At 38.4% G+C, this 25742-nt stretch carries 22 protein-coding genes; 10 read left to right on the forward strand and 12 right to left on the reverse strand.

Features of this window, described 5'->3' with window-relative positions:
- Positions 1-62: 62 nt before the first annotated feature.
- A complete protein-coding gene (locus tag DRF60_RS16800; protein WP_116013357.1) occupies positions 63-1124 on the reverse strand; it encodes an alpha/beta fold hydrolase in 1062 nt (353 codons plus the stop codon).
- Positions 1125-1252: 128 nt separating this feature from the next.
- Between DRF60_RS16800 and DRF60_RS16805 the strand changes: the two genes are divergently transcribed.
- From DRF60_RS16805 to DRF60_RS16820, 4 genes are all read left to right on the forward strand, one after another.
- Positions 1253-2164 (forward strand): ABC transporter ATP-binding protein, encoded by a 912-nt coding sequence (locus tag DRF60_RS16805; RefSeq protein WP_116013360.1) that lies wholly within the window; start codon positions 1253-1255, stop codon positions 2162-2164.
- Complete coding sequence (locus tag DRF60_RS16810; RefSeq protein WP_116013363.1) at positions 2157-3002, forward strand: ABC transporter permease; 846 nt, start codon at positions 2157-2159, stop codon at positions 3000-3002. The genes DRF60_RS16805 and DRF60_RS16810 overlap by 8 nt, the downstream gene beginning before the upstream one ends.
- Positions 3003-3148: 146 nt before the next feature.
- On the forward strand, positions 3149-3787 hold the full coding sequence (locus DRF60_RS16815; RefSeq protein WP_116013484.1) for a hypothetical protein: 639 nt from the start codon (positions 3149-3151) through the stop codon (positions 3785-3787).
- 1 nt (position 3788) lies between these two features.
- Positions 3789-4436 carry a hypothetical protein gene (locus DRF60_RS16820; RefSeq protein WP_116013366.1) on the forward strand — a complete coding sequence of 216 codons (648 nt, stop codon included), beginning with the start codon at positions 3789-3791 and terminating at the stop codon, positions 4434-4436.
- Positions 4437-4608: 172 nt separating this feature from the next.
- Here the strand turns inward: DRF60_RS16820 and msrB are convergent, their stop codons facing one another.
- The 4 genes from msrB to DRF60_RS16840 form a co-directional block, all read right to left on the reverse strand.
- The gene (gene msrB, locus DRF60_RS16825) at positions 4609-5700 is read right to left on the reverse strand and encodes a peptide-methionine (R)-S-oxide reductase MsrB (protein WP_116013487.1); all 1092 of its coding nucleotides are present in this window, start codon (positions 5698-5700) and stop codon (positions 4609-4611) included.
- 20 nt (positions 5701-5720) lie between these two features.
- Positions 5721-6164: a DUF417 family protein gene (locus DRF60_RS16830; protein ID WP_116013369.1), complete on the reverse strand. Its 444-nt coding sequence runs from the start codon at positions 6162-6164 to the stop codon at positions 5721-5723.
- 79 nt (positions 6165-6243) lie between these two features.
- The gene (locus tag DRF60_RS16835; protein ID WP_116013371.1) at positions 6244-6516 is read right to left on the reverse strand and encodes a hypothetical protein; all 273 of its coding nucleotides are present in this window, start codon (positions 6514-6516) and stop codon (positions 6244-6246) included.
- Between the two features lie 13 nt (positions 6517-6529).
- Positions 6530-7084 (reverse strand): sigma-70 family RNA polymerase sigma factor, encoded by a 555-nt coding sequence (locus tag DRF60_RS16840; protein WP_116013374.1) that lies wholly within the window; start codon positions 7082-7084, stop codon positions 6530-6532.
- Between the two features lie 306 nt (positions 7085-7390).
- On the opposite strand from DRF60_RS16840, the gene alaS reads away from it, so the two are divergent.
- The 4 genes from alaS to DRF60_RS16860 all read left to right on the forward strand — a co-directional run bounded on the left by alaS (position 7391) and on the right by DRF60_RS16860 (position 14311).
- Positions 7391-9994, forward strand: coding sequence for an alanine--tRNA ligase (alaS, locus tag DRF60_RS16845; protein WP_116013376.1), 2604 nt, complete (start codon positions 7391-7393; stop codon positions 9992-9994).
- Between the two features lie 189 nt (positions 9995-10183).
- Entirely contained in the window at positions 10184-12565 is a 2382-nt protein-coding gene (locus DRF60_RS16850) for a peptidase associated and DUF5686 domain-containing protein (RefSeq protein WP_238640231.1), read from the forward strand.
- A gap of 30 nt (positions 12566-12595) precedes the next feature.
- Complete coding sequence (locus tag DRF60_RS16855) at positions 12596-12832, forward strand: hypothetical protein (protein WP_111956178.1); 237 nt, start codon at positions 12596-12598, stop codon at positions 12830-12832.
- A gap of 9 nt (positions 12833-12841) precedes the next feature.
- On the forward strand, positions 12842-14311 hold the full coding sequence (locus DRF60_RS16860) for a M20/M25/M40 family metallo-hydrolase (RefSeq protein ID WP_116013382.1): 1470 nt from the start codon (positions 12842-12844) through the stop codon (positions 14309-14311).
- A gap of 1025 nt (positions 14312-15336) precedes the next feature.
- Here DRF60_RS16860 and ilvA read toward each other — a convergent pair.
- The 7 genes from ilvA to folP form a co-directional block, all read right to left on the reverse strand.
- On the reverse strand, positions 15337-16593 hold the full coding sequence (gene ilvA, locus DRF60_RS16865; RefSeq protein ID WP_116013385.1) for a threonine ammonia-lyase IlvA: 1257 nt from the start codon (positions 16591-16593) through the stop codon (positions 15337-15339).
- A gap of 11 nt (positions 16594-16604) precedes the next feature.
- Positions 16605-17651, reverse strand: coding sequence for a ketol-acid reductoisomerase (ilvC, locus tag DRF60_RS16870; protein ID WP_072922848.1), 1047 nt, complete (start codon positions 17649-17651; stop codon positions 16605-16607).
- 47 nt (positions 17652-17698) lie between these two features.
- Positions 17699-17980, reverse strand: a complete 282-nt coding sequence (locus DRF60_RS16875) for an ACT domain-containing protein (protein WP_116013388.1) — start codon at positions 17978-17980, stop codon at positions 17699-17701.
- Positions 17981-17999: 19 nt separating this feature from the next.
- Entirely contained in the window at positions 18000-19727 is a 1728-nt protein-coding gene (ilvB, locus tag DRF60_RS16880) for a biosynthetic-type acetolactate synthase large subunit (RefSeq protein ID WP_116013391.1), read from the reverse strand.
- Between the two features lie 7 nt (positions 19728-19734).
- Positions 19735-21429, reverse strand: a complete 1695-nt coding sequence (gene ilvD, locus DRF60_RS16885; protein ID WP_116013394.1) for a dihydroxy-acid dehydratase — start codon at positions 21427-21429, stop codon at positions 19735-19737.
- Between the two features lie 198 nt (positions 21430-21627).
- Positions 21628-22500: a branched-chain-amino-acid transaminase gene (gene ilvE, locus DRF60_RS16890; RefSeq protein WP_116013397.1), complete on the reverse strand. Its 873-nt coding sequence runs from the start codon at positions 22498-22500 to the stop codon at positions 21628-21630.
- A 334-nt stretch (positions 22501-22834) separates the two neighbouring features.
- A complete protein-coding gene (gene folP / locus DRF60_RS16895) occupies positions 22835-23722 on the reverse strand; it encodes a dihydropteroate synthase (RefSeq protein ID WP_449384871.1) in 888 nt (295 codons plus the stop codon).
- Between the two features lie 339 nt (positions 23723-24061).
- Between folP and DRF60_RS16900 the strand changes: the two genes are divergently transcribed.
- Positions 24062-24625 carry a DUF1599 domain-containing protein gene (locus DRF60_RS16900; protein ID WP_116013400.1) on the forward strand — a complete coding sequence of 188 codons (564 nt, stop codon included), beginning with the start codon at positions 24062-24064 and terminating at the stop codon, positions 24623-24625.
- Positions 24626-24631: 6 nt separating this feature from the next.
- Complete coding sequence (locus DRF60_RS16905) at positions 24632-25741, forward strand: BT_3928 family protein (protein ID WP_116013402.1); 1110 nt, start codon at positions 24632-24634, stop codon at positions 25739-25741.
- Position 25742 lies beyond the last annotated feature (1 nt).

Genomic DNA, 25742 nt, shown 5'->3' on the forward strand with positions numbered 1-25742 from the left:
AAAGTTTAACACGAGCCCACACCGATGTTGGGAAGAAAAAAATAAAAAAAGTAGGAACCATTTTACTTAACCGAAACTTTTTTAACCATATCGTTTACAGCCTCTTCTATCATCTTCGGCTGGTCCTGATTAATATAGTGTCCACTTTTAGGTATAATAATCTGCTTACTGTTGGTAGATAAATTCAGCAAATCTTTTTGCATTTTATCCCACGCTTCAAGCATTTCATTTTTCAATTTCTGATTTTTAATAAAGCTATCATATCTCGTCTTATCTCCCGCTGTAATCACATATAAAGGAATGGAGCCAAACGAGTTGATGGCGGCAGCTTCTGTTTTAATAGATTTCATATGATCCTGTTCTTCCAGAGTAGCATCGGCGCTTTTGTAAAGCAGCGCAGGCATTAGAGTATTTTGATACGCATACTGAGGCCCGGCTGGAAACATGTTTTCAAACATAAGTCTTGCTGCTCCAAAGCTATTGGCAAATTTTAATATACCGCCCGGAAGTCCCTGATTAACCATTTTATGCATCTCAGGCGAAAGATATTTTTCATCAGCCGGATACTGGCTGTCTACCAATATCACTCCTGCCACATCCGCCGGGTATTTTTGTACGAAAAAACGGGTAAGCATCCCTCCAAAAGAGTGCCCGACAAGGATATAAGGTTTCGGGGCTTTTGATTTTTCGAGCAGCGTATGAAGCTCTTCTGCTATTTTTTCGCCTGTTTTAGGATTTGTGCCTCTCTCACTCCACAGAATCCCGGATCTGTCATAGGAAAATGTAGTATAGTTTTTGGGAAGATTTTTCTGGATATGGTACCACTGCAGATGACCAGCGGGATCGAAGGCTGTTTCGAAAACTACTGTTGGCCCGCCTACTCCCTCCATCAGATAATGCATCTTATGATTTTCAATTTCTGCAAACTGACCGTCCGGCTGGATTTTTTCAGCAATTGAACGGGATATTCTTTCAAAAATAAATCCGGTAATTAATAACAGGATGACGACTAAAAGCAGGGCCATTAGCAGTCTTTTTATCCATTTCATGGTTTTCATAGTTCTGTTTTTTGATGTGATGGTTTCCTCAATAGGTCTGTATTCCATAAAAATAGTTACATCCATACAACAATGAGCCTGTAAATCTTGTTACATTAAATTTCAGTATTGCTTACACAACTCGATCTTAAAAATATTATAGTGTTGTAACAATCTCTTAATTATATAGACTACTACTATGTAAAACAAATTACATGGAAAAAATTTTGTCAGTAAAGAATTTAACCAAAAAATTCAAAAGAACTGTTGTCAACAATATCTCCTTCGACGTAGAAAGGGGAAATGTTTATGGGTTATTAGGCCCCAACGGAAGCGGAAAATCCACGACATTCGGAATGTTGTTGTCTACGATCAACCCAACCAGCGGAGATTGGTATTGGTTTGGGCAGAAAGGAACGGATCCGGATACGCTAAAGAAAATTGGAGCTATTATAGAACAGCCTAATTTTTATCCGTATCTGGATGCTGAAACGAATCTGAAGATCGTCGCTGAAATCAAAGGAACCCCTCACGCAAGAATTGATGAAGTCCTGAAAACCGTGGGCCTATTGGAAAGGAAAAAAGATGCTTTTAAAACGTATTCTTTAGGGATGAAACAGCGTCTCTCCATAGCCTCAGCCATGCTGAACAATCCGGAGGTGATGATTCTTGACGAACCTACCAACGGACTGGATCCTGAGGGAATTATCCAGATCAGGGATATCATCAGCAAAATTGCCAAGCAGGGTATCACTATTATCATTGCCAGCCATCTTCTGGACGAAATTGAAAAAATATGCAGCCATGTTATTGTTTTGAAGGAAGGAAATTCCATTTATTGCGGCCGGGTGGATGAAATAACAGCTAATAACGGATATTTTGAATTAAAGGCTGACAACAATACACTGCTTTTAACCGCTTTAGAGGACTTACAGTGGTTCAGTGCCGTGAAAGCTGACGGAGAGATCATCAAGGCTCAGATTCGTGATGATGCATCCATATCTGCTTCAACTTTGAATCAGAAGCTTGCCGAAAAGGGCATCTATCTGTCTCATTTAACTAAGAAAAAACTGTCTTTGGAGTCTCAATTCCTTGAACTTGTAAAAAACACGAATACCCATGCTTAAACTATTAAAACTAGAATATTATAAAAACCTGAACTACAAACCGTTCAAGGTTTTCACGATCTTATATTTTGCCATTCTGATTGCTCTTCTTTTCATCGGGCTGGTGGATCTGAATATTTTCGGAGGAACCGTTAATTTAAAAGAGCAGGGCATTTACAATTTTCCGGAGATCTGGAATTTCACTACATGGATAGTCGCTTTATTAAAGATTTTCCTTGGGCTGATTATTGTTTTTTCGATCTCTCAGGAATTTACCAACAGAATGTTTAAACAAAATACTATCGATGGATTAAGCAGGAAAGAATTTATAGGATCAAAGCTTTTAACGATTACTATTTTTACAACGGTTTCCACCCTGATTGTATTTATCATTGCGATGTTTTTGGGACATCAGTATTCTAAGGTAACGGATGCTTCAAAAGTTTATGCGGAAGTTTATTATATCGGGAATTATTTTGTAAAACTGTTTACATTTTTCTCTTTCCTGATGTTCCTTTCGATATTGCTGAGAAAATCTATGTTTGTATTCCTTGGTTTCTTCGCCTACTGGGTGGTTGAGAAGATTTTGGCGGGTATTGAAGCCTATCAGAAATTAACAGGAATACCGGAAGAACAAAGAAAAGCAGTCCTTGAGAATGATTTTTTCATCACCAGTCTTTTACCATTGGAAAGCATGTCAAACCTGATTCCTAATCCTTTAATGCGACTGAATATGCTGAAAGTTATGGGAGTAAAATATGATGCTCATTATCCTACGGAAAGTATGATAGCGTGTATCATTTGGTCTGTAATCTTTATTTTTGGGTCTTACTGGATCCTGAGAAAGAGGGATTGGTAGGTGTATGAGATTTAAAGATTGAATTGATTTAAATGATTTAAAAATTAAGTGGTCCTTTGGGATCACTTTTTATTTGGACAGTATTAAAAGTCAGGGATAATCATCCAGATAATCAATTTTTTATTAATTTTATCAAAAGGACAGGAGTGAAAAAAATATACTATTTACCGGGACTGATCAGCGCTGTATTAATTCCAGTGTTGTTCTGGTATTATGGAAGCCAGAGGGTACAACCCCAATATACAGTTGTAGATTTAGGACTTCCTGCCAAACATATATTTAATCCTGAAATCGACAATACATTTGAGCCCTATAGAAACTGGAATTATAAACAAATTGTTGTAAAATCCAATACGGCTCTTCAAAACCAAAAATATTATATTTCTGAGTTAAAAAAACTACAGGAAAGGAATCAAAAAGAAACAGGCATTGAGTTTATCATTGATGACCATAATAATTATCAGGATTTTATTGCTTTAATAGACGCTATGAAACTTGCAGACCAGGATAGTTATGGAGTTGATATGGATAAAACCAATCATTTTTTTGCGCTCCATTTTTATAAAGACCCAAATGGGGTTGAAAAAATCCATAGAATGGACTGCGGAACCAGAGATGCTACTATTTTTTACAGGCTAGATGATCATTATAAAGGGATTGAAAAGTTTAAATATCTACTCTATTTACCAAAACAGGCTTATTATATCATTTTCGGTTTTTTAGTGTTTCTGAATATCTCCATGTTCAGCATTAAAGAAAACCTTCAGATCCAAAGAAAATACTAGCATGAAAAAGATCTATTACTTTCCGGGACTGATCAGCGCTATTATTATTCCGCTGTTGTTCTGGTATTATGGCAACCGGAAGTTTGAGGAGGTGAATTTTAATGTTATGGATATCTGGCTTCCAGCAAAAACAAAAGCTGGAGAGAAGCCATACTTTTTAAGTTTTGAGCCTTACAGAAACTGGAATTATAAAAAAATAAACGTAGCTCCAAATCAAGCAAAGAAAAACACAAAGCTTTACGTTGCTGAAATTAAGAATTTGCAGAAGAGAAATGAGAAAAATTCAGGGATTGAATTTATTCTGGATGACCGCAATACTTATAATGATCTGGTTGCATTACTTAATGATGTAGAGCTTGCAGGACAATTCAGCTACACTCTGGATGTGGAAAAAACATGGCACTTTTTTGTTACCCATGATTATGTTGGTTCGAATATTCAGATACTGGATGATTCTTCATTTATACGATGCGGTACAGGACTTTTTGCTAATTACCAACCGAACAATGCGTGGCTAAAAGGATTTCAAACATTTGAATCGCAGCTTATTCAACTTCCCAAACAATCGTTTTATATCATATTCGGATTTTTATTTCTAATGAATATCTCAATGCTCAGCATTAAAGAAAGATTTCAAATTCATTACTAAAAGGTCTTTTATTTTGAGGCATGTCTTCGTTATTGATTACACAATAATTAAACCTTATAGGTTTAGTCAATAAAAACACAAACACCTGTGTCATCCGCAAAATCTGCGGGAGAAGTTTTTATATTTTAGTCTAAGCAAAAAAAGACCGCCTCACAGCGGTCTCTCATTCATATTACTTTTTATCTAACAACGGAATATAATCTCCGTAGCCTTTTTTCTCCATGTCAGCTTTTGGGATAAACTTCAGCGAAGCACTGTTGATACAGTAGCGAAGTCCTCCTTTATCTGCAGGACCGTCTGTGAAAACATGTCCAAGGTGAGCGTCTCCTGTTTTACTTCTTACTTCCACCCTTACCATTCCGGCAGATTTGTCCATTTTCTCATCGATCAGTTTTTTGGTAATCGGTTTTGAAAAGCTTGGCCATCCGCAACCGGATTCAAACTTATCGGTTGAAATAAACAATGGTTCTCCGGTGGTAACATCTACATAGATTCCTTCACGCGTTTCGTCCCAGTATTCATTCTGGAAAGGCCTTTCCGTTGCATTTTCCTGGGTTACCTTATATTGTTCTGCGGTTAGTTTTTCTTTCAAAACTTTTTTATCCTGCTTCTGGTATTTTGCTTTGGGAAGCGGGTTGGCATTTTTAGCCATTTCAAAAAGGCCCGGCTCAATATGACAGTAACCTCCCGGATTTTTGCCGAGATAATCCTGATGGTAATCTTCCGCTTTATAGAAGTTTTTCAACGGAATTGTTTCTACTACAACCGGCTTGCTGAAATTCTTAGATAATTTCGCAACTTCCTCTTTTACAATCGCCTCTGTATTTTTATCTGTAGAATAAATCCCTGTCCTGTACTGATCTCCCCGGTCATTTCCCTGTTGGTTTAAACTTGTAGGATCAATTGTTTTAAAATATAAATTAATCAGCAGCCTAAGATCAACCTGTTCAGGATCATATTTCACTTTTACCGTTTCAGCAAAACCTGTCGTATGGCTTACCACCTGCTCATACGTCGGATTTTTAACATTCCCGTTTGCGTAGCCAACTTCAGTTCCTACAACGCCACGAATTTGTTGAAAAAAATGCTCTGTTCCCCAGAAACACCCGCCTGCAAAATAAACTTCTTTTACATTTTTACTGTCCATAATGGTCTCATTTTCTCTTTTGGTTTCGGTGGATTTTATTTTTTTTGAATCTCCACAACTCATTGCAAATACTCCTATTCCCAGAATCATTCCGAGTAATATTAATATATTTTTCATTTTTATCTTTTTATTTGTATTCATTTTTTTTGAATTATCATTAATCCAAATCCTAAAAGCATTAGATCTTTCAGAATAAAAAAATCTGTGACAGGGACTCCATCTACTATTTTCCACATTCCGGGAGTGGTAAACAGATAGCTCAGTGTTACAAGAAATGTCATAATCATCCCGCCTCCGGCATACTTTCTTAGAAATGCAAATTTCACACTAAATATCAGTAGTAAAGCAATGATAATTTCTATCACTCCGATAGCATTTGACACCATCTGGATGCCTGCTATTTTATATACGAAAAAAGTAAGGAAATGGTTTTCGACCAGAGGTTTAATGGCAGCAGCTTCTGTGGGAGTGAATTTAAATATGCCAATCCAGAGTAAAATAAGCGCGCTCCCAAAAAACGAAATATAATATCCTGTTTTGTACGTCAGCGATTCTACGTTAAGTTGTGATGTTGCGTTCATGTCTTTAAGATTTTGAATGATCCTTTATTATTGTCAAAAGTATAGTCGGAAACATTTCAAAATCCTGACAGTATTTCTTCTAAAGATTTAATTTTTCTAAAACTTTATTTTTAACATCCTGAATATCAGAATCATTAATTTCAGTATTTTCTTTTTGAGACCGTTTACGTTTTAAAATATCATCCAAAATTTTAAGTTTCTCTTCATAAGCTCTGCACCATTTACAGATCCTCAGATGCATGGAAAGCTGCCAGTCTTCCTTTTGGGAGATCGCTTTGGCATTCCTTTTTTCCATCAGCATCGTTGCTTTGCTACATGGCAGGAACAGAATATGAATAAATTTTCTCAACATTTTTATGATATGGTTATAAGTTGGCAAACCAGTTGACCTCCAGGCATTCCCTCAGCTGCATTCTGCTTCTCTGAAGAATCTTCCATAGATTGGTCGCAGAAATCTGCAATTCCTGACTCACTTCCGGTGCTTTTTTTTCCTGAAGATAATACATTTTCATCGGAATCTTCCATCTGGCGGGCAAATCCTCAATGCAATCTTCCAGCGTTTTATTGAAATCATTATTATCCAAAAGCTCCGGCTCTTTATCCGAAACATTCCAGTCATTCAACACACCGTCATTCTTCCAGGAGCCTGTTTCATCAAAAAAATGATCCAGTCTGATCTCCGGCTCTGATTTATATTTTTTACGGTAAAAATCGGCAGCTTTTCTGTTTAAAATAGCCGTCAGCCAGGTTAGCGGCTGGCTTTTTTCTTTAAAAGAGTCATAAGACGAATAGGCCGCTAAAAACACATCCTGTACCAGATCCTCTGCTTCCGTTTTATCTGAAAGCAGATAAGCTGCTCTTTTCAGAAGAGGCCCGGAATATTGTTCTACCCAGCTTTTCAGCACTTCATTTTTCGTCATTTTTTATTCTTTAATATCATAAAAACTCATTTTATTGATTTGCACAGACCATTCTATTTTGGTTTCAAAATCATGAAAATCGGTCAAGTCTTTATTTAATATTAAAACGAATATAAAAAGTTAAATGATAATATACAAAGTTTTATTACGATCGTCATTGTAACTACAGGTGAAGCAATCTCAAAATATAAACACTTCCCGTCCTGCACCATTCAAAACATAACATAAAATTATTTACAAATCGCTTAAAAACATTAAATTTGCATCTTATCAAAAATTTGATAGTTTTAAAAGCAAAGCAATACTATGACATCACAAGAGATACGTCAAAAATTTTTAGATTATTTTAAAAGTAAAGACCACCTTATTGTTCCTTCAGCACCTATCGTCCTGAAAGACGACCCTACCCTTATGTTTTCCAACTCAGGAATGACACAGTTCAAAGATTTCTTCTTAGGCTACAAAACGCCTACGGCACCAAGAATTGCCGATACACAGAAATGTCTCAGAGTTTCCGGAAAGCATAATGACTTAGATGATGTGGGAAGAGATACGTACCACCACACCATGTTTGAAATGTTAGGAAACTGGTCTTTTGGTGATTATTTCAAAAAAGATGCTATTGCTTTTGCCTGGGAATTACTGACTGAAGTATTCGGAATTCCAAAAGAAAATTTATACGTAACTATTTTCGAAGGAGATGCTTCTGAGAATTTGGAAAGAGATCAGGATGCTTACAATTTCTGGAAATCACACATTTCGGAAGACAGAATTATCAATGGAAACAAAAAAGATAATTTTTGGGAAATGGGAGAAAGCGGACCGTGCGGACCGTGTTCAGAAATCCACGTTGACCTTAGAACTGAGGAAGAAAAAGCTAAAGTTTCAGGACTTGATCTGGTAAATAATGACCATCCTCAGGTAGTGGAAGTATGGAACCTGGTATTCATGGAATTCAACAGAAAGGCAGATAAAAGTTTGGAAAAACTTCCTCAGCAGCATGTGGATACTGGAATGGGCTTCGAGCGTCTGTGTATGGCACTTCAGGGCAAATCTTCAAATTATGATACCGACGTTTTCACTCCGCTTATTGCTAAAGTGGAAGAACTTTCAGGTAAAAAATATACAGGAATTTTAGAAGACGAAAAAGATATTGCGATCCGTGTTGTGGTAGACCATATCAGAGCGGTTGCTTTTGCAATTGCAGACGGACAGCTTCCTTCAAACGGCGGTGCGGGCTATGTGATCAGAAGAATTTTAAGAAGAGGAATTTCTTATTCTTATAGATTCTTAGGCATGAAAGAGCCTTTCCTTTATAAACTTGTTGCTGTACTTCAAGAGCAAATGGGTACTTTCTTCCCTGAGATCGAAAAGCAGGGGAAACTGGTTTCCGAGGTGATCAAAAGTGAGGAGGATTCATTCTTGAAAACTATTGAAAACGGGCTGATCAGAGTTGAAAAGTTAATTCAGCAGACTATTGCAGATAATTCAAAAGTATTACCAAGCGAAGAAGTTTTTGAATTATATGATACGTACGGATTCCCGGATGATTTAACCAGAATTATCGCAGAGGAAAAAGGACTTACCATTGATGAAGCAGGATTCAAAGTTGAAATGGAAAAGCAAAAACTTCGTTCCAAAGCTGATTCTGCCCAGAAAGTGTATGACTGGGTAACTTTAGAAACAAAACCTGAAAACTTTGTAGGATATGATCAAATTGAATCTGAAACCTATATTACACGATACAGAAAAGTAGAAAACAAAGACGGAGAATTTTACCAGGTAGTACTGAGCAGCTCTCCTTTCTACCCGGAAGGCGGAGGTCAGGTGGGAGACAAAGGTGTTCTTGAAAATGCCGTTGAAAGCTTTGAAGTTTTGGAAACTAAAAAAGAAAACGGACTGATCATTTCCCTGATCAATGGTCTTCCGAAAGATGCAGGAGCTGTTTTCTATGCTAAAGTTGATGCAACCGACAGAAGAAACTCCCAGGCGAATCACTCGGTAACTCACCTTTTACATGAGGCATTAAGAGAGGTTTTAGGCACGCACGTAGAGCAGAAAGGTTCTTATGTAGGTCCTGATTATCTTCGTTTTGACTTCTCTCACTTCAATAAAATGACGGAGGAAGAATTGACTTTGGTTGAAGAAAAAGTAAATGCAAAAATTAAAGAAAGTATTGCTTTGCAGGAATTCAGAAGCATTCCTATTCAGGAAGCTTTGGATAAAGGAGCAATGGCTTTATTCGGTGAAAAGTATGGTGACAGTGTAAGAATGATTCAGTTTGGAAGTTCTAAGGAGCTTTGCGGAGGAACTCACGTAAAAAATACAATCGAAATCGGTCATTTCAAAATTACTTCCGAAAGTTCTGCTGCTGCAGGGATCAGAAGAATTGAAGCCATTTCAGGAGATAAATCTGAGGAATACTTCAAAAATCTGGAAAACCAGATTCATGAGCTTTCTCAACTATTGAAGTCTAAAGATGTTGTAAGATCTACTGAAAAACTGATTGAAGAAAATATATCTTTAAAATCTGAAGTAGAAGCCCTTAAAAAGGAAAAAGCAAAAGGCGAAATCGGCGAATGGAAAAATGCATACGAGCAGAAAGGAAACAAACAGCTGCTCGTGAAGAAAACTTCCCTGGATGCAGGTTCTGTGAAAGATATTGTATTCCAGCTGAAGAGAGAAATCCCAACTTCAGTAACGATTATTCTTTCCGATGCAGACGGAAAACCAATGATCACTGTCGGAGTTTCTGATGATCTGGCAGCAGATTATCAGGCCGGAGCTATCGTAAAAGACCTGGCAAAAGAAATCCAGGGCGGCGGCGGCGGAAATCCGGGCTTTGCAACAGCAGGAGGTAAAAACCTTGACGGCCTGGAAAATGCCTACCAAAAAGCCTTGAATATTTAGAATTAATCCTTTTATCATAAAACATTAGTTAACTCCTGAAAACCTCAGGAGTTTTTTTCTCTATTTTTTCTATCTGAACCTTAGATGAAATCAATGTATTAACAAATCATAAAAACTTTCCCAACACAAGAAATATTACTACTTTTACTTAGTTTTTACATGAAAAGGGTTTTAGTTTTATTGTTTTTAATGATCTGTTTCTTTGGTTCTTCCCAATCAAGGATTAAGGTCATTGATGAAACCAACCAGAAACCGATATCCAACGCCAAAATATCCTGCGAGGGGAAGGTTTTAGGCTTTACGGATATACAAGGCGTCCTGAAATTTAGATCATCCTGCAGTACTCTTGAAATTCAGGCGGAAAAATATCAGAAAGAAGTAGTATCTGTTGAAGCAGATATGGAAGTTTCTTTGCTGAAAAAAAATTCAAAAATAACTGATATTGAAGAGGTTGTCATTGAAGACCGAAGTGATCCGAGGGCTATAGAGATCTTAAAGAAAGTAAACCAGCTCTTCAAAAACAATTCACCGAAAAGTTTAGATTCCTATACTTTTAAGTCCTACGAAAAAATATCCCTGGATATTGATCAGGACAGTATCAATCAGTTTAACCAGTTCTTTAATGATACCCAGTTTTTCAAAAAAAAGAGAGAAAAAGATTCATTAAATAATATATCCGCCAAACAGATCTTTTCAAAAAGCAAACTCTTTCTATGGGAAAGAGCTCAGGAGTTTTTATATTCCAAACAATATGGTGAAAAGATTAATATTCTGGATAACAGGATTTCCGGCCTCAAGCAGCCAATCTATGAAATGATCGCCATTCAGCAGAGTAACCGGGATAAGATCCCCAACCAGATCAAGCAGGAAAACAGAGGTCTTTACCGTTTTTTTCTTTCGGATACCATTGAAGTAAACGGAAGAAAAACTTTCGTAATCCGTTTCCGTGAGGTAAATTATAAAAAACCTGATAAGAGGAGAAAATACAATGGTGCGATCTATATAGACACTGATACTTACGGTATCCAGAAGATCGAGAATTTCAGCAAGAACAAAAATGACGGTATTATCACGAGTACCTGGATTTTCTATAATAATAAATGGTTCCTGGCACAGGAAAAGGTAAAACTCAGAATGAGCAGGGTGGCTATGGAAGAGGAGAAAGATAAGACGCAAGAACATCCTGAGAAGAAAAAGAAGACCAGTTTCGGAACGTATGCTTTTCTCACTTCCTCTTATTTTGATTTCAAATCGCCTATTGAGGAAAACCAGAATGATTTTAAAGGCTATACATTTTCGGTGAAAAATGCAGACGGGCATCTTCTGGATCAGTACAGAACCGATCCTCTCACGGAAAGAGAAAGCAATACATATACTACTATAGATAGCCTGGGCAAAAAATATAATATCGACAGCAAAGCGAAAATCCTTACAGGCCTTATCAATGGCCAGATCCGGATGGGAATTGTAGATTTTGCCGTAGATGAAATTGTAAACTATAACTTATATGAAGGTTTCAGATTAGGCTTAAAAGCAAAGCTTAACGAAACTTTTAATCCTTATTTCTCACCGGATTATTATTTCGCGTATGGTTTTAAAGATGATAAATGGAAATACGGGATCGGTCTTGATATAAAGACGACACTGGATAAAAATTCATTTTTCAGAGCTGAATATTATAATGACGTAACGGCATCGGGAGAGTTTTACAGAAGGCTGTGGAATTTCAAGATGAGAACGATGAATTATGGAAATAACATCAACAATGATAAATACTATCATTACAAAGGGGCTTCCCTATCCTATCTGAACGATGTTACGAACGGACTGACTTTGGTTTTCGCAGCCAAAAGAAATATTGAAGAGGCTAAATTTGATTACGAGTTCAGGGGAAAAGGCGGCGAGTTTGATAATTTCAATACATTATTTACGTTAAAATATTCCCCGAATTCTACAAATATTATGACACCTCAGGGAAAATCAATCATCGATCAGAAATATCCTGAGCTGTATTTCAACTATGAGCAGAGCTACAAAGTTCTGGGCGGAGATTTTAATTATACCCGTTTTGATGCACTATTTGTACACAATTTCAAGACTATGTTCGGAACTACCGGGTTCAGGTTGTATGGCGGAATGGTATTGGGTGAAGCGCCTATCTGGAAACATTTTACAATGAATGGGCTGGCCTCTCCAAGAAAGGATTTTAATTTCAACTTTACGTCTTACCTGGGTTTTGCAACACTGGAGGGTGGAAAGTATTATAATGATAAATTCGTTGCCTATTATTTTACCCACAAACTTCCTTTATATTTTAAAAGTTTCGGACAGAATATTTCGAGCTTTGATTTTATACTGAGAGGAACAATCGGAGATATGAAGCATCCGGAATATCATGAGTTCAAATTCAGAAAACTGGATCATCTGTATCAGGAAGTGGGTCTGGAATGGAATAATTTCTTATCAAGTTATTTTAATTTAGGGTTGTTCTACAGAGTTGGGTACTATACCACTCCCAATTTCAAGCAGAATTTTGCCATTCAGTTCAAACTGAAACTATTAGAATTTTAAACAATATTTGTAAATACATAAAAACGAAACATGCAGCGAATAGAAATAAAAGCGGAACAGTTTTTTGAATTATTAAAACTAAAAGACACTTCAATGTGGGAGATTTTTTCGCAGATGATCGATGGTAATGAAAAGGAAATTATATTTCTTAACAATGAAGATAAAGTCCTTTTTAATTATATCCTCCCTGCCGAACAGGAAAAACTTGAGGAAGACAGAAAAGAATTTTCAAAACAGTTCTCAGATAAATTGGCTAACTTCAATTAAAAATTTTAAATGAATAAAAGCTACGTATTCTCTCTATTGAGTATTCTCCTTTTCAGCTTTGGAAATGCTCAGAATTATAAAAAGCCTTTAGTTTCTGCCATCAAAGAAGCCGATTTAAGGAAAGACATGTATGAGCTTGCTGCAGATCAGTTCTGGGGACGTGAAGCAGGAACTTTAGATGAATTAAAAGTTTCAATGTGGCTTGCCGACAAAGCCAAAGAAGCCGGAATGAAACCCGCCGGTGACAACGGTACATTTTTCCAGTTTTTTGACATGTATAGGCATCAGGTGACCTCTCAAAGTAGTTTGAAAATTGGAAACAGCAGCCTTAAGCTCTGGAAAGATTTTCTTGTTGCAGAACCCGTCAATGCAGCGATTGAGACTGAAATTGTGTACGCAGGAAATACAGAGCCTGAAGAGCTTTCCAAATTAAATATCAAAGGAAAAGTTCTTGCCGTGAATGCCTCCGATAAAAATATCAACAAGGAAATGACTCTTTTTGTAAGAAGATATCCCGGTTTTGTAAGAACAAAATATTACAACAAAGCTCTTGAACAGGGCGCAAAAGCCGTGATTTTCATCACGGATCATATTTCCGAAAAAAGCTGGGTTGAAGTTCTCCCTCAAATGACGAGAGGAACTTACGGCGTAGAAGGTCTGAGAGAGAAAATAACGGATAATATTCCTGTTGTATGGATCAAGAAAGAAAATGCAGACTGGGTAAAAAACAATCCTAAAATTGCTCTGAACCTAATCACAGAAACCTATAAATATCCTTCTGTAAACATCATCGGAAAAATTGAAGGCACAGATCCTGCCCTTAAAGAAGAATACGTTTTGCTGAGCGGTCACCAGGATCATGACGGAATCAGACATCCTGTGAAAAATGACACTATCTACAATGGTGCCGACGATAATGCCAGTACATGCGTTGCCATGCTTGCCATGGCCAGAGCTTACAAGAAACAGCCCGGAAAAAGAAGTATTTTGTTTGTTTTCCATGGAGCGGAAGAAAGAGGATTGCTGGGTTCCAGATGGCACGCTGCTCATCCGGTCGTTCCGAAAGAAAAGATTGTAGCTGTTCTGAACGGTGATATGATCGGTAGAAATGATAATAATGAAGCCGCTCTTCTGGGAGGAAATTCTCCGCATAAAAATTCTGAGGAACTGGTAAAAATGGCCGAAGATGCCAATAATGAAAGTACAAAATTCAAATACCTGAAAGACTGGGATTCTCCAAATCACGCTGAATATTTCTACTTTAGAAGCGATCATTTACCGTATGCAAAAATTGGAATTCCCGCTGTATTTTTCACAAGTGTTCTGCATGACCAGTACCATACCCCTCAGGATGAATCTGAAAATATCAATTACAAAAAACTGTATAAAATGACGGAATGGATGTACAGGACATCCTGGAAAGTAGCCAATGAGGCTGAACGCCCGAAAGTGATTTCTAATTTTACGCTTGAGAGATAAATAAAAGTTTCGGCGGCCCTACGGGCCGCCGAAACTCCTTTTTGTCATGGCGAGGAGCATGGCGACGAAGCAATCTCTTTACTTTTTATTTTCAGATTGCTTTTCCCTGGCTCATAATAGATTATGCGAAATATTTTATATTATTCTTTTGTCTTGAAACAAAAGAATCAAAAGTTCAAGACCGGGAAACTTCCGCTAAAAATGAATCCTGTTCTCTAAAAATTCTAAAACTTGCGCGGTAGCAATCTATGTTGAGAATCAAAAGTGCTCCCGCGCTTCAGACAGTAAAATTTTCTTAACGTTCACAGGAATCATTTTCTTAACGCTCCATTTTCCTATGTCGACATTGCCACTGTTATAAAAACTATCCTCAAAACATCTGTCAATCCCTTAAAATTTGGGGTTAAAAATCTGCGTCATCTGCAAAATCTGCGAAGAGACTTAAATACATTCTTTTGTCTTGAAACAAAAGAATCAAAAATTAAAGACCGGGAAACTTCCGCTAAAAATGAATCCTGTTCTCTAAAAATTCTAAAACTTGCGCGGCGGCAATCTATGTTGAGAATCAAAAGTGCTCCCACGCTTCGGACAGTAGAATTTTCTTAACGTTCACAGGAATCATTTTCTTAACGCTCCATTTTCCTATGTCGACATTGCCACTGTTATAAAAACTATCCTCAAAACAGCTGTCAATCCCTTAAAATTTGGGGTTAAAAATCCGCGTCATCTGCAAAATCTGCGAGGAGACTTAAATACATTCTTTTGTCGTGAAACAAAAGAATCAAAAATTAAAGACCGGGAAACTTCCGCTAAAAATGAATCCTGTTCTCTAAAAATTCTAAAACTTGCGCGGCGGCAATCTATGTTGAGAATCAAAAGTGCTCCCGCACTTCGGACAGTAGAATTTTCTTAACGTTCACAGGAATCATTTTCTTAACGCTCCATTTTCCTATGTCAACATTGCTCTCTGAAGCTCAAAAATCTGCAAAATCTGCGAGCGATAATAATTAAATCAATTCAAATTTTTAAATAAGTAGATTCATCAAAGACGGATCATTATTCAGATAATTGACAAAAAAATCATATTTCTTCATGTTATCGAGCAGCGGAGTAAAATCTTCACTATCTTTTAATCCAATTCCTAAAACAGCAATTCCTTTCTCTTTTGAGTTCTTTTGCGTGTATTCAAAAAAAGTAATGTCATCATTCGGCCCCAAAACATTCATCACAAAAGTTTTCAAAGCTCCCGGACGCTGTGCAAATCTAACGAGAAAATAATGCTTTAACCCTGCATGAAGAAGAGCTTTTTCTTTGATCTCTTCCATCCGGGTAATATCATTATTACTGCCACTGATGATACAGACCACATTTTTTCCTCTGATCTGATCTTTATATTTTCCCAGTGCAGCCACAGAAAGAGCCCCGGCAGGTTCCACGACCACAGCATCTTTATTGTAGAGGGAAAGAATAGTTTCGCACACCATTCCTTCATCCACTAAAGCCATATCGTGCAGCACATTTTTACAGAGTTCGAAATTAAGATCTCCTACTTTCTGTACAGCCGCTCCATCTACAAAACGGCTGATTTTTTCAAGAAGCACCGGTTGTCCTTTTTCCAGTGCCTTTTTCATGCTTGCTGCTGCAGAAGGTTCTACCCCTATAATCTTCGTGTCTGGTGATAATTCCCGGAATACAGAACAAACGCCTGCAGCCAAACCACCACCTCCAACCGGAAGAAAAAGATAATCAACAGGCTCATCCGACTGCTCAAGAATCTCCAGCGCTGCTGTTGCCTGACCATTAATAATATCCTGATCATCGAACGGGTGAATAAATATCCCCTGATTCTCTTTACAGAACTTCAATGCGGCATCCTTAGCTTCATCGAAAGTATCCCCGTAAAGCACAATATCTATATCATCTCCTCCAAACATTTTTACCTGTTCCAGCTTTTGTCCCGGCGTGGGCAAAGGCATGAAAATAGTTCCTTTCACCTTCATCGTACTGCATGCAAAAGCTACTCCCTGAGCATGGTTCCCCGCACTGGCACAAACCACACCCTTTGCAAGATCTTCAGGAGACATCACAGCCATTTTATTGTAAGCTCCCCTGATTTTGTAGGATCTCACCTGCTGCAGGTCTTCTCTTTTAAAGCTGATATTTGCATCATAAATACCGGAGAGATTATTATTGATCGCCAGAGGCGTTCTTACCACTACATTTCTGAGTCTTTTTGCTGCTTTGTAGACATTGTCCAAAACAGAAGGATACGTTTCTTCCATTATTTTCGTGATTAATTGTTCTCTGGTCTGAGGCTGCGGACGGTTTTTCCTGCTCTCCACATTTCGCTTTCTCTAAGCTCAGTCAGTTCTACTTCCAGTTTTTCCCTGTAATCGTGTTTGCTGTTACTGTCGATGGAACGCTGGGCTTCATCTCCTTTGGCAACACTTTCATACAATTCTTCAAATAATGGAGAAGTAGCATCTCTGAAACGTTTCCACCAGTCCAGTGCTCCTCTCTGTGCTGTGGTACTACAGTTCGCATACATCCAGTCCATACCGTTTTCTGCAACCAATGGCATTAATGATTGTGTAAGTTCTTCAACTGTTTCGTTAAATGCTTCGGAAGGACTGTGCCCATTTTTCCTCAACACATCGTATTGGGCGGCAAATATTCCCTGTACGGCACCCATTAATGTTCCTCTTTCTCCCGCAAGGTCGCTGAACACCTCCTTTTTAAAATCTGTTTCAAATAAATACCCGCTTCCGATAGCTATTCCCAATGCAGTCACTCTTTCTCTTGCTTTTCCGGTGGCATCCTGATATACGGCAAAACTACTGTTCAATCCACGATCCTGCAGGAACATTCTTCTTAATGATGTTCCGGATCCTTTAGGGGCAACCAGAAATACATCAACCTCAGCCGGCGGAATAATTCCTGTTCTTTCATTAAAGGTAATTCCGAAACCGTGAGAAAAATACAGTGCTTTTCCGGGGGTAAGATGCTGTTTTACTTTCGGCCAGTATTCGATCTGGGCCGCATCACTCAAGAGATAGCAAATAATCGTTCCTTTTTGCAGCGCTTCTTCTATTTCGAATAAGGTTTCTCCCGGTACAAATCCATCTGCTACAGCTTTATCCCAGGATTTTGAGTTTTTTCTCTGGCCCACGATCACATTGATTCCGTTGTCTTTCTGGTTCAGTGCCTGTCCCGGCCCCTGTACGCCATAGCCGATCACGGCTACGATCTCATCCTTTAATACTTCCTGAGCCTTATCTAATGGAAATTCCTCTCTTGTTACTACATTTTCTTCTACTCCGCCAAAATTCAATTTTGCCATTTTTAAAATTTTTATATGTTGTTAATGATATTTGATTGTTGCTTTATTCAGCTTGCGTGTGCAGCTGCGGTCAGGTATGGATTTTTATGGTAATGGACCTCAAGAACATCTACCTGTTTTTCCATCTGCCGGGTAATTTTCTGTACAGATTCTTCCGTTTCCCTGATAACGATGACAAACTTTTTTATTTTTTCAATATCGGAAGGCCCTGCATTAAAATTCACAATAGAGATTCTTCTCCTTGAAAAAATAGCATTGATCCTGCCGATCAGCCCCAGATAATCTTCTGTGTAGGCTGTTATGGTGTATTCCCTGTTTTCTGAATTCATCTTTTTCCTATTTAAATTGTTATGTCTTATTATTGGTCAGTACGATCTCTGATACGCTTTTCCCCTGAGGAATCATTGGAAAAACATTGTGTTCTTTCCCGGTCATGACTTCAAGCAGAAAGGCTCCTTTATGATGAAGCATTTCACTAAGCCCTGCTTCCAGGTCTTCTCTCTCCGCCACTTTTCTTCCCGGGATTTTATATCCTTTGGCTACCTGTACAAAATCCGGACTCTGAATATCTACCGAGGAATATCTTTCCTCGTGAAAAAGTTCCTGCCACTGTCTTACCATTCCCAGATAGCAGTTATTAAGGATCAGGATCTTGATATCCGGCTGATACTGCATGAGTGTTCCCAATTCCTGGATATTCATTTGTGCACCACCATCTCCCATCACCGCAATAACATGACGGTTGCTTACTCCATAAGCGGCTCCTATTGCAGCCGGAAGGCAGAATCCCATGGTTCCTAGTCCTCCACTGGTGATATTGCTTCTGGAATGTTTAAAAGATGAATATCTGCAGGTAGCCATCTGATGCTGCCCTACATCCGTTACGATCACAGCTTCACCCTGAGTTATATCATTCAGGTGCCGAATCACTTCTCCCATCGTAATTTCTCCTTCGGAAGGATACAATTCGTGGCTGATCAGCTGATGATGTTCAATTTCATAACAGTCTTTAAACTTTTGATGCCAGTCCGTATGCGCTCCCGGTTCTATCAGCTGTGTTAAAAGTGGTAAGGTTTCTTTGCAGTTTCCGAGAATGGGAACCTCAACTTTTACATTTTTATTGATCTCTGCTTTGTCAATATCCAGATGGATAATTCTCGCCTGTTTTGCATATTGATCCAGCCTTCCGGTCACACGGTCATCAAAGCGCATTCCCACTGCAATCAGCACATCACATTCATTGGTAAGGATATTGGGACCGTAGTTTCCATGCATTCCTACCATTCCTACAGACTGTGGATGGTCCGTTGGGATCGCGCTCATTCCTAAGACCGTCCATGCTACCGGAATTCCTGATTTCTCAGCAAACTGTAAAAACTCCTCCTCTGCTTTTCCCAGCATAATCCCCTGACCTGCAATGATGAAAGGCCTTTCTGCATGATTAATCAAAAAAGAAGCTTTTTCAATAGCATCCATATGGGGAACAGGATCAGGTCTGTAACTTCTCAAAGAATCACAAAGTGTGTAACCTTTGTTGAACACCTTTTGCAGCTGGGCATTTTTCGTAACATCGATTAATACCGGGCCTGGTCTTCCTGATCTTGCAATGTAGAACGCTTTCGCCAATACTTCCGGAAGTTCATCGGCATTGGTTACCTGGTAATTCCACTTGGTAACGGGGCTGGTAACATTCATGACATCGATTTCCTGAAACGCATCGGTTCCCAGAAGATGGTCAAAAACCTGTCCCGTAATGCATACAATAGGTGTATTATCCAACAGGGCATCAGCTAATCCTGTTACCAAATTGGTTGCTCCCGGACCACTTGTCGCTAATACTACTCCCACTTCTCCGGATACTCTGGCAAGCCCCTGCGCTGCATGGACCGCTCCCTGCTCATGGCGGACCAGAATATGCTCCAGCTGATCTTTATAGTCGTAAAGGGCGTCATAAATAGGGATAATGGCACCGCCCGGATATCCGAATATGGTTTTTACCCCTTCCTGAAGAAATGCTTCAAGGATGATCCGGCTGCCGCTGATTTCTGTTTCTGTGGATACATTTAGATTCTTCATTGTCTATTTATTGAGTGATTTCATCTGTTACACAGCCTTCTGCAGCTGATGATACGGTGAGTGCATATTTGTACAGCAATCCTTTTTTTACTTTAAGTTCAGGTTTTTGCCATCCTTTCTTTCGTTGCTCAATTTCTTCTTCGGAAACTTTGAGCTGTATGGTGTTGTTGACGGCGTCAATTTCAATAAGGTCGTTATCTTTCACAAAAGCAATCAGACCGCCTTCATAGGCTTCAGGAGTAATATGTCCCACTACAAATCCATGGGTTCCTCCACTGAATCTACCATCAGTAATTAAAGCTACACTTCCGCCAAGTCCTGCTCCGATCAGTGCGCTGGTAGGTTTCAGCATTTCCGGCATTCCTGGTGCGCCCTTGGGTCCTTCATGACGGATGACAATAACATCTCCGTGCTGAACTCTTCCGTTTTCAATTCCTTTGATCAAATCTTTTTCTCCATCAAATACTCTTGCTTTTCCTGAAAATTTTTCACCTTCTTTTCCGGTGATCTTGGCTACACTTCCTTTTTCAGCAAGGTTCCCATACAATATTCTCAGATGTCCCGTTTCTTTGATTGGATTTGATAAGGGTCTGATGATCTTCTGCTTCGTAAAATCAAGGCTGGGAACATTTTCAAGGTTTTCAGCGATGGTTTTTCCGGTAACCGTTAAACAATCGCCATGCAGTAAGCCTTCTTCCAGTAAGTATTTCATGACGGCAGGTGTCCCTCCATGGTTATGAAGATCCTGCATCAGGTATTTCCCACTTGGTTTAAGATCTGCCAATACCGGTGTGATATCACTCATTTTCTGGAAATCGTCCTGAGTTACAGAAACACCGACACTTTTAGCCATCGCAATAAAATGCAGAACCGCATTAGTGCTGCCTCCAAGAATGATGATCAGACGAAGTGCATTTTCAAAAGCCTTACGGGTCATGATGTCAGACGGTTTGATATCTTTTTCCAGTAATATTTTAATATATTTTCCTGCTTCCAGACATTCATTCTGCTTTTCATCACTTAGTGCGGGATTGGAGGATGAATACGGAAGACTCATTCCTAAAGCTTCTATGGCCGATGACATGGTATTGGCTGTGTACATTCCTCCGCATGCGCCTGCTCCCGGACAGGAATTTTTAATCACTCCGTTGAAATCTTCTTCTGAAATTTCTCCGGCAATTTTTTTTCCTAAAGCTTCAAAGGCCGAAACGATATTAAGCGGTTCATTCTTATAGCATCCCGGGGCTATCGTTCCTCCATAGACCATGATGGATGGCCTGTCCAGTCTTCCCATGGCGATAATGGTTCCCGGCATATTCTTGTCGCAGCCCGGTAATGCAATAATTCCGTCATAATATTGTGCCCCGCAGATGGCTTCGATGCTGTCTGCGATCACGTCGCGGCTGACCAGTGAATACCGCATTCCGTCTGTCCCGTTACTCATCCCGTCACTTACACCTATGGTATTGAATATTAATCCTGCAAGACCGTGATTCCAGGTTCCTTTTTTTACGACTTTTGCAAGATCATTGAGATGCATATTGCAGGTATTTCCATCATATCCCATACTGGCAATACCGATCTGGGCCTTGTGCATGTCTTCTTCTGTAAAGCCTATTCCGTAAAGCATTGCTTTTGCTGCCGGCTGTTCTCTGTTTTGTGTGAATGTTTTTGAATATTTATTTAACATATTATCCTGCATTTGCTGTTCTTATCATCTATGTGCGCATCAATAATTTCATTTTTTTCGAAATTCATCAATGAAGCTTTTACTTAATTTTGGACCAAAACTACAGCTTGTAATATCTTTTTCATTTTCACTTTTATGAAAATTACAATATTCAACTGTTTAATAAATAGAAATAATTACTTGATTATCAGATATTTAGATTCTACAAATTTACAATGACAGAACTCTTACCAGTTTCTGATAGGCCTGCTGTACTTTGTTGCTTGCTGTATCTTCCCAGTTCTTAGTGAAAGGAACATTATCCAAAGAATCCAACGCTACAATTTCAGCTGCCGTACCACAGAAAAAAGCGGCATCAGCACCTTTCATGTCTTCAGGTTTAAAGAAGGTTTCCTTAACGGGGATATTCAATTCACTGCATATTTCAAACACGGTCTGCCTTGTGATGCCCGGCAGTATGCTTCCTTTTGCGGGCGTAAATAATGTTCCGTCTTTTTCGTAGAATATATTGGCTCCTGAGCTTTCAGCAACATTTCCGTATTCATCAAGTAAAAGGGCTTCGTCATAGCCTTTGTCTTTGGCATCCTGACAGGCAAGAATAGAATTGACGTAATGTCCGCCTACTTTGGCTTCCACTTTAAAGGCATTAGGATTTGGACGCTGAAAACCTGAGGTCATGATTTTCATTTTGTTTGCGAGATAGCCATTGCTCCATTCCCAGGCAAGCAGGGAGAGATAGGATTTTTGCCCTTTTGAAAGGGACATATTAGGCGAACAGGTTACCAATGGGCGGATATAAGCGTCTTTGAATCCGTTACGTTCCAAAAGCTCATAAGTGAGATCTGTCAATTCACTGACTGAATAATCAAACGGGATATACATCATTTCTGCTGATCTTTTCAGCCTTTCGTAATGCTCTTCTGCTTTAAAAATTTTGGTTCCGTGATCGGTATTGTAGGATTTTATGCCTTCGAAAACGGAATAACCGTAATGAAGTGACTGTCCGTAGAGATCCATTCCTGCCTCTCCGGCCTTGAGAAAGTTTCCATCAAAATACACGATAGTTTTGTCGTTGTAATACATTGTATAAGGTTTTAAAATTACAAATGGGTATAAAAAAGCCCTCTCACAATGTGAGAGGGCTCAAATATGTATAGTCATACTTTATCCTTCTCACCAAAGTAAGGGAATAATAATGACGATAATAATTACTGCTAATAACTGATCCATAGTTTATGAAATAAAAAAAGCCGCTTCAATATGAAACGGCTTATATAATTTAAATAAAAATATTTACAATGCCGCTCCTCTACTGTTGTTAATCACAACAATAATGCTAGAAATGACAATAATATTTTTCTGATTCGTAAAATTCATACTGCAAATGTATTAATTTTTAAATACTGAGCAAGCTTTTTTAACACTTTTTATTTTTTCCGCAAAACTGTCTGATGGTTGCTGCAGTTTCCGCCACATCATGTACTCTTAAAATTTTGGCTCCCTGCTCCAAAACTATCCTATGAAGTTTCTGTGTTTCTTCATTGATGTCCAGAGGAGATTTCCCAAGCGGTTTATAGATAAATGATTTTCTGGAAATACCGATCAACAAAGGAAATTTTCCAAAACCCAGATGCTCAGTTTCACTGATCATTTTCATCTGATCTTCCACCGTTTTTCCGAAACCAAAACCGGGATCAAGGATGATATCTTTCACTCCTTTTTCAAGAAGCTCATTGGTTTTTTTAGAAAAATAACGGTTGACTTCCAGTGTAATGTCTTCAAATTTCACTTTTTCATGCATCGTCTCATAAGATGGGTTCACATGCATCAGAATGTAGGGAAGCTTCGTTTCACCTGCCACATCAAACATTTTATCGTCATACTGTCCGCCGGAAATATCGTTGATTATATCAATTCCTTCATTAAATCCGAATTTTACGGTTTCTGCATAGAATGTATCCAGTGATATCAATGCTTCCGGAAATTCTTTTTTGATTTGGGAAATTATGTTTCCGATCCTGGCTATTTCTTCTTTACTGCTCAGAAATTCAGCATTCGGACGTGTGGATTGCGGTCCGATGTCGATGAATTCTGCCCCGTCTTTCAAAAGTGTCTCTGCATGCTCCAACGCTGATTTTTCATTATTAAACTTTCCACCGTCAGAGAATGAATCCGGAGTCAGGTTGAGAATGCCCATGATTTTAGGCCTGTTGAATTCCACCAGCCTTCCATTGCAATTGATGGAGTGAAAAGGTTTAGGGGTCGGAAAGTCTGAGGGTAAGTGGGTTTCGGAGTTTGAGAGCATACTTTGTTTATAATTGATATTCTTCTGCAAAATTAAGACTTATTGTGAAATGTGAGGAGTTAATGGTTTGTTTTTTGCTGGTTCGTAGTTGCTAGTTGGGGATTTGGTATTAATTGGTCTTTTTTACTGACATACCACAATTAATATTGAACTCAACTTTCTTCCTTTTAAAATATCCTGACAAGGAACCAACAAATAATAATTAATAACCAATTCTCACAGAAATTTAGATAGAACAATAACTCTCCTACTCTCAAACACCCAAACTCTGACAAAAATCAATTCCGGATTCCTGCTACCTAAAACCTAATTCGTATATTTGGGAGATTAAGAGAATTTATGTCAAAAACATCAGTACAGTTCGGGAAAGTTATCAGTCAGTGTCGTGACCTTTTCAGTAAAAAATTACAGGATTATGGAGCCGCATGGAGGGTTTTGAGACCCAGTTCTATTACAGATCAGATTTACATTAAAGTGAACAGGATCCGTACGCTGCAGATGACGGATAAAAAAATGGTGGATGAAAGTGAGGAGGATGAATTCATCGCGATTGTTAACTACTCTATCATCGGACTTATTCAGCTTGAAAAAGGGTTTTCGAATGATTTTAATGAAAATAAGGAGGAAATTTTGAGCCTGTACGACAAATATTCGAATGATGCTCAGGCTTTAATGGAAAAAAAGAACCATGATTATGGTGAAGCTTGGAGGGATATGAGAATTTCTTCTATTACCGATCTTATTTACCAGAAAGTACTGAGAACGAAACAGATTGAGGATAACCAGGGAAAGACCATCGTTTCTGAAGGCTTGGATGCGAACTATTTCGACATGCTGAATTATGCTGTTTTCTGCCTGATCAAGTTCTCTGAAAAAGAAAATATTTCCGAACCTCAAAAATAAATTACTATGATCAAAGGTTTATTACGCTTTATTATTGCTGTTATCTTCATTCTTTCAGGCTTTGTAAAGGCTGTGGATCTGGTAGGATTCTCTTTCAAAATGGAAGAATATTTCGCGCCACCGGTTTTCAACATGCCGTTCCTGGAAAAATTTGCGCTTCTCTTCTCGATCATTGTGGTCGTACTGGAGCTTTTCTTAGGATTTATGCTGCTGTTGAAACTGAAGCTTAAATTTACTCTTTCAGCGTTAATAGCCCTTTGTATCTTTTTTGGGTTCCTTACTTTTTACTCTGCTTACTTCAATGTGGTGACGGACTGCGGTTGTTTTGGAGATGCAATAAAATTTACGCCATGGCAGAGCTTTATGAAAGATATCGTGCTTCTTGCCGGTCTCATTATCCTGTTTATACTTTACAGAAAGGAATTCAGTAAAAAAGATCCATATGACAGCAGTACGAAAGAATCTTCAGGTAAGTTCAAATATGTTCTTTTAGGTCTTTTTTCTGTGATCATGATTTACATTATGGTTCAGGGAATCATGCATGAGCCGCTGATCGATTTCCGGGATTATAAAACCGGGACCGATATGAAAGCTGAAAAGGAAAAGATTAATAAAAACCCTTCTGAATATAAGACTTTTTATTCGCTTAAAAATGAGAAGACAGGAGAGGTTTTAAAGGTCAATCAGGATGATTATATTAAAGAAACAAAATACTGGGCAGAAGGTTCTCCTTGGAAAATTGAGGAAGGAAAAAATGAATCTGTCCTGACTAAAGAAGGGTATAAATCAGAGATCGTAAAATTTAAAATTGAAGATCCAACGGGCATGGATCTGACGGACGAAATCATCAATGCACCGAAGGCTGTTTTGGTATTCTCTTATCATCCAAAAGAAGTTTCTGCTGATCTTATCCAGAAAGTCGAAGCTAAGGTGAATGCTCAAAAAGAAGCTGTGATCTACGGTGTTTCTACGGATCATAATACCTTTAAAACCATTAAAAATGCTATGATGGATGCTACAGCAATCAAAACAATCGCGAGAAGCAATCCATTTGTGTTGATATTGGAGAAAGGGAAAATTGTAGACAAACAACCTGCAAAAGATTATATAAAATAAG

It is taken from the genome of Chryseobacterium elymi, assembly GCF_003385495.1.
Lineage (GTDB): Bacteria > Bacteroidota > Bacteroidia > Flavobacteriales > Weeksellaceae > Chryseobacterium > Chryseobacterium elymi.

Excerpts from the sequence above, each read along its gene's own strand:
- DRF60_RS16800 (WP_116013357.1), bottom strand. The coding sequence starts at position 1,124 with ATGGATGTAACTATTTTTATGGAATACAGACCTATTGAGGAAACCATC.
- DRF60_RS16805 (WP_116013360.1), top strand. The coding sequence starts at position 1,253 with ATGGAAAAAATTTTGTCAGTAAAGAATTTAACCAAAAAATTCAAAAGA.
- DRF60_RS16810 (WP_116013363.1), top strand. The coding sequence starts at position 2,157 with ATGCTTAAACTATTAAAACTAGAATATTATAAAAACCTGAACTACAAA.
- DRF60_RS16820 (WP_116013366.1), top strand. The coding sequence starts at position 3,789 with ATGAAAAAGATCTATTACTTTCCGGGACTGATCAGCGCTATTATTATT.
- msrB (WP_116013487.1), bottom strand. The coding sequence starts at position 5,700 with ATGAAAAATATATTAATATTACTCGGAATGATTCTGGGAATAGGAGTA.
- DRF60_RS16830 (WP_116013369.1), bottom strand. The coding sequence starts at position 6,164 with ATGAACGCAACATCACAACTTAACGTAGAATCGCTGACGTACAAAACA.
- DRF60_RS16835 (WP_116013371.1), bottom strand. The coding sequence starts at position 6,516 with ATGTTGAGAAAATTTATTCATATTCTGTTCCTGCCATGTAGCAAAGCA.
- DRF60_RS16840 (WP_116013374.1), bottom strand. The coding sequence starts at position 7,084 with ATGACGAAAAATGAAGTGCTGAAAAGCTGGGTAGAACAATATTCCGGG.
- alaS (WP_116013376.1), top strand. The coding sequence starts at position 7,391 with ATGACATCACAAGAGATACGTCAAAAATTTTTAGATTATTTTAAAAGT.
- DRF60_RS16850 (WP_238640231.1), top strand. The coding sequence starts at position 10,184 with ATGATCTGTTTCTTTGGTTCTTCCCAATCAAGGATTAAGGTCATTGAT.
- DRF60_RS16855 (WP_111956178.1), top strand. The coding sequence starts at position 12,596 with ATGCAGCGAATAGAAATAAAAGCGGAACAGTTTTTTGAATTATTAAAA.
- DRF60_RS16860 (WP_116013382.1), top strand. The coding sequence starts at position 12,842 with ATGAATAAAAGCTACGTATTCTCTCTATTGAGTATTCTCCTTTTCAGC.
- ilvA (WP_116013385.1), bottom strand. The coding sequence starts at position 16,593 with ATGGAAGAAACGTATCCTTCTGTTTTGGACAATGTCTACAAAGCAGCA.
- ilvC (WP_072922848.1), bottom strand. The coding sequence starts at position 17,651 with ATGGCAAAATTGAATTTTGGCGGAGTAGAAGAAAATGTAGTAACAAGA.
- DRF60_RS16875 (WP_116013388.1), bottom strand. The coding sequence starts at position 17,980 with ATGAATTCAGAAAACAGGGAATACACCATAACAGCCTACACAGAAGAT.
- ilvB (WP_116013391.1), bottom strand. The coding sequence starts at position 19,727 with ATGAAGAATCTAAATGTATCCACAGAAACAGAAATCAGCGGCAGCCGG.
- ilvD (WP_116013394.1), bottom strand. The coding sequence starts at position 21,429 with ATGCAGGATAATATGTTAAATAAATATTCAAAAACATTCACACAAAAC.
- ilvE (WP_116013397.1), bottom strand. The coding sequence starts at position 22,500 with ATGTATTACAACGACAAAACTATCGTGTATTTTGATGGAAACTTTCTC.
- folP (WP_449384871.1), bottom strand. The coding sequence starts at position 23,722 with ATGCTCTCAAACTCCGAAACCCACTTACCCTCAGACTTTCCGACCCCT.
- DRF60_RS16900 (WP_116013400.1), top strand. The coding sequence starts at position 24,062 with ATGTCAAAAACATCAGTACAGTTCGGGAAAGTTATCAGTCAGTGTCGT.
- DRF60_RS16905 (WP_116013402.1), top strand. The coding sequence starts at position 24,632 with ATGATCAAAGGTTTATTACGCTTTATTATTGCTGTTATCTTCATTCTT.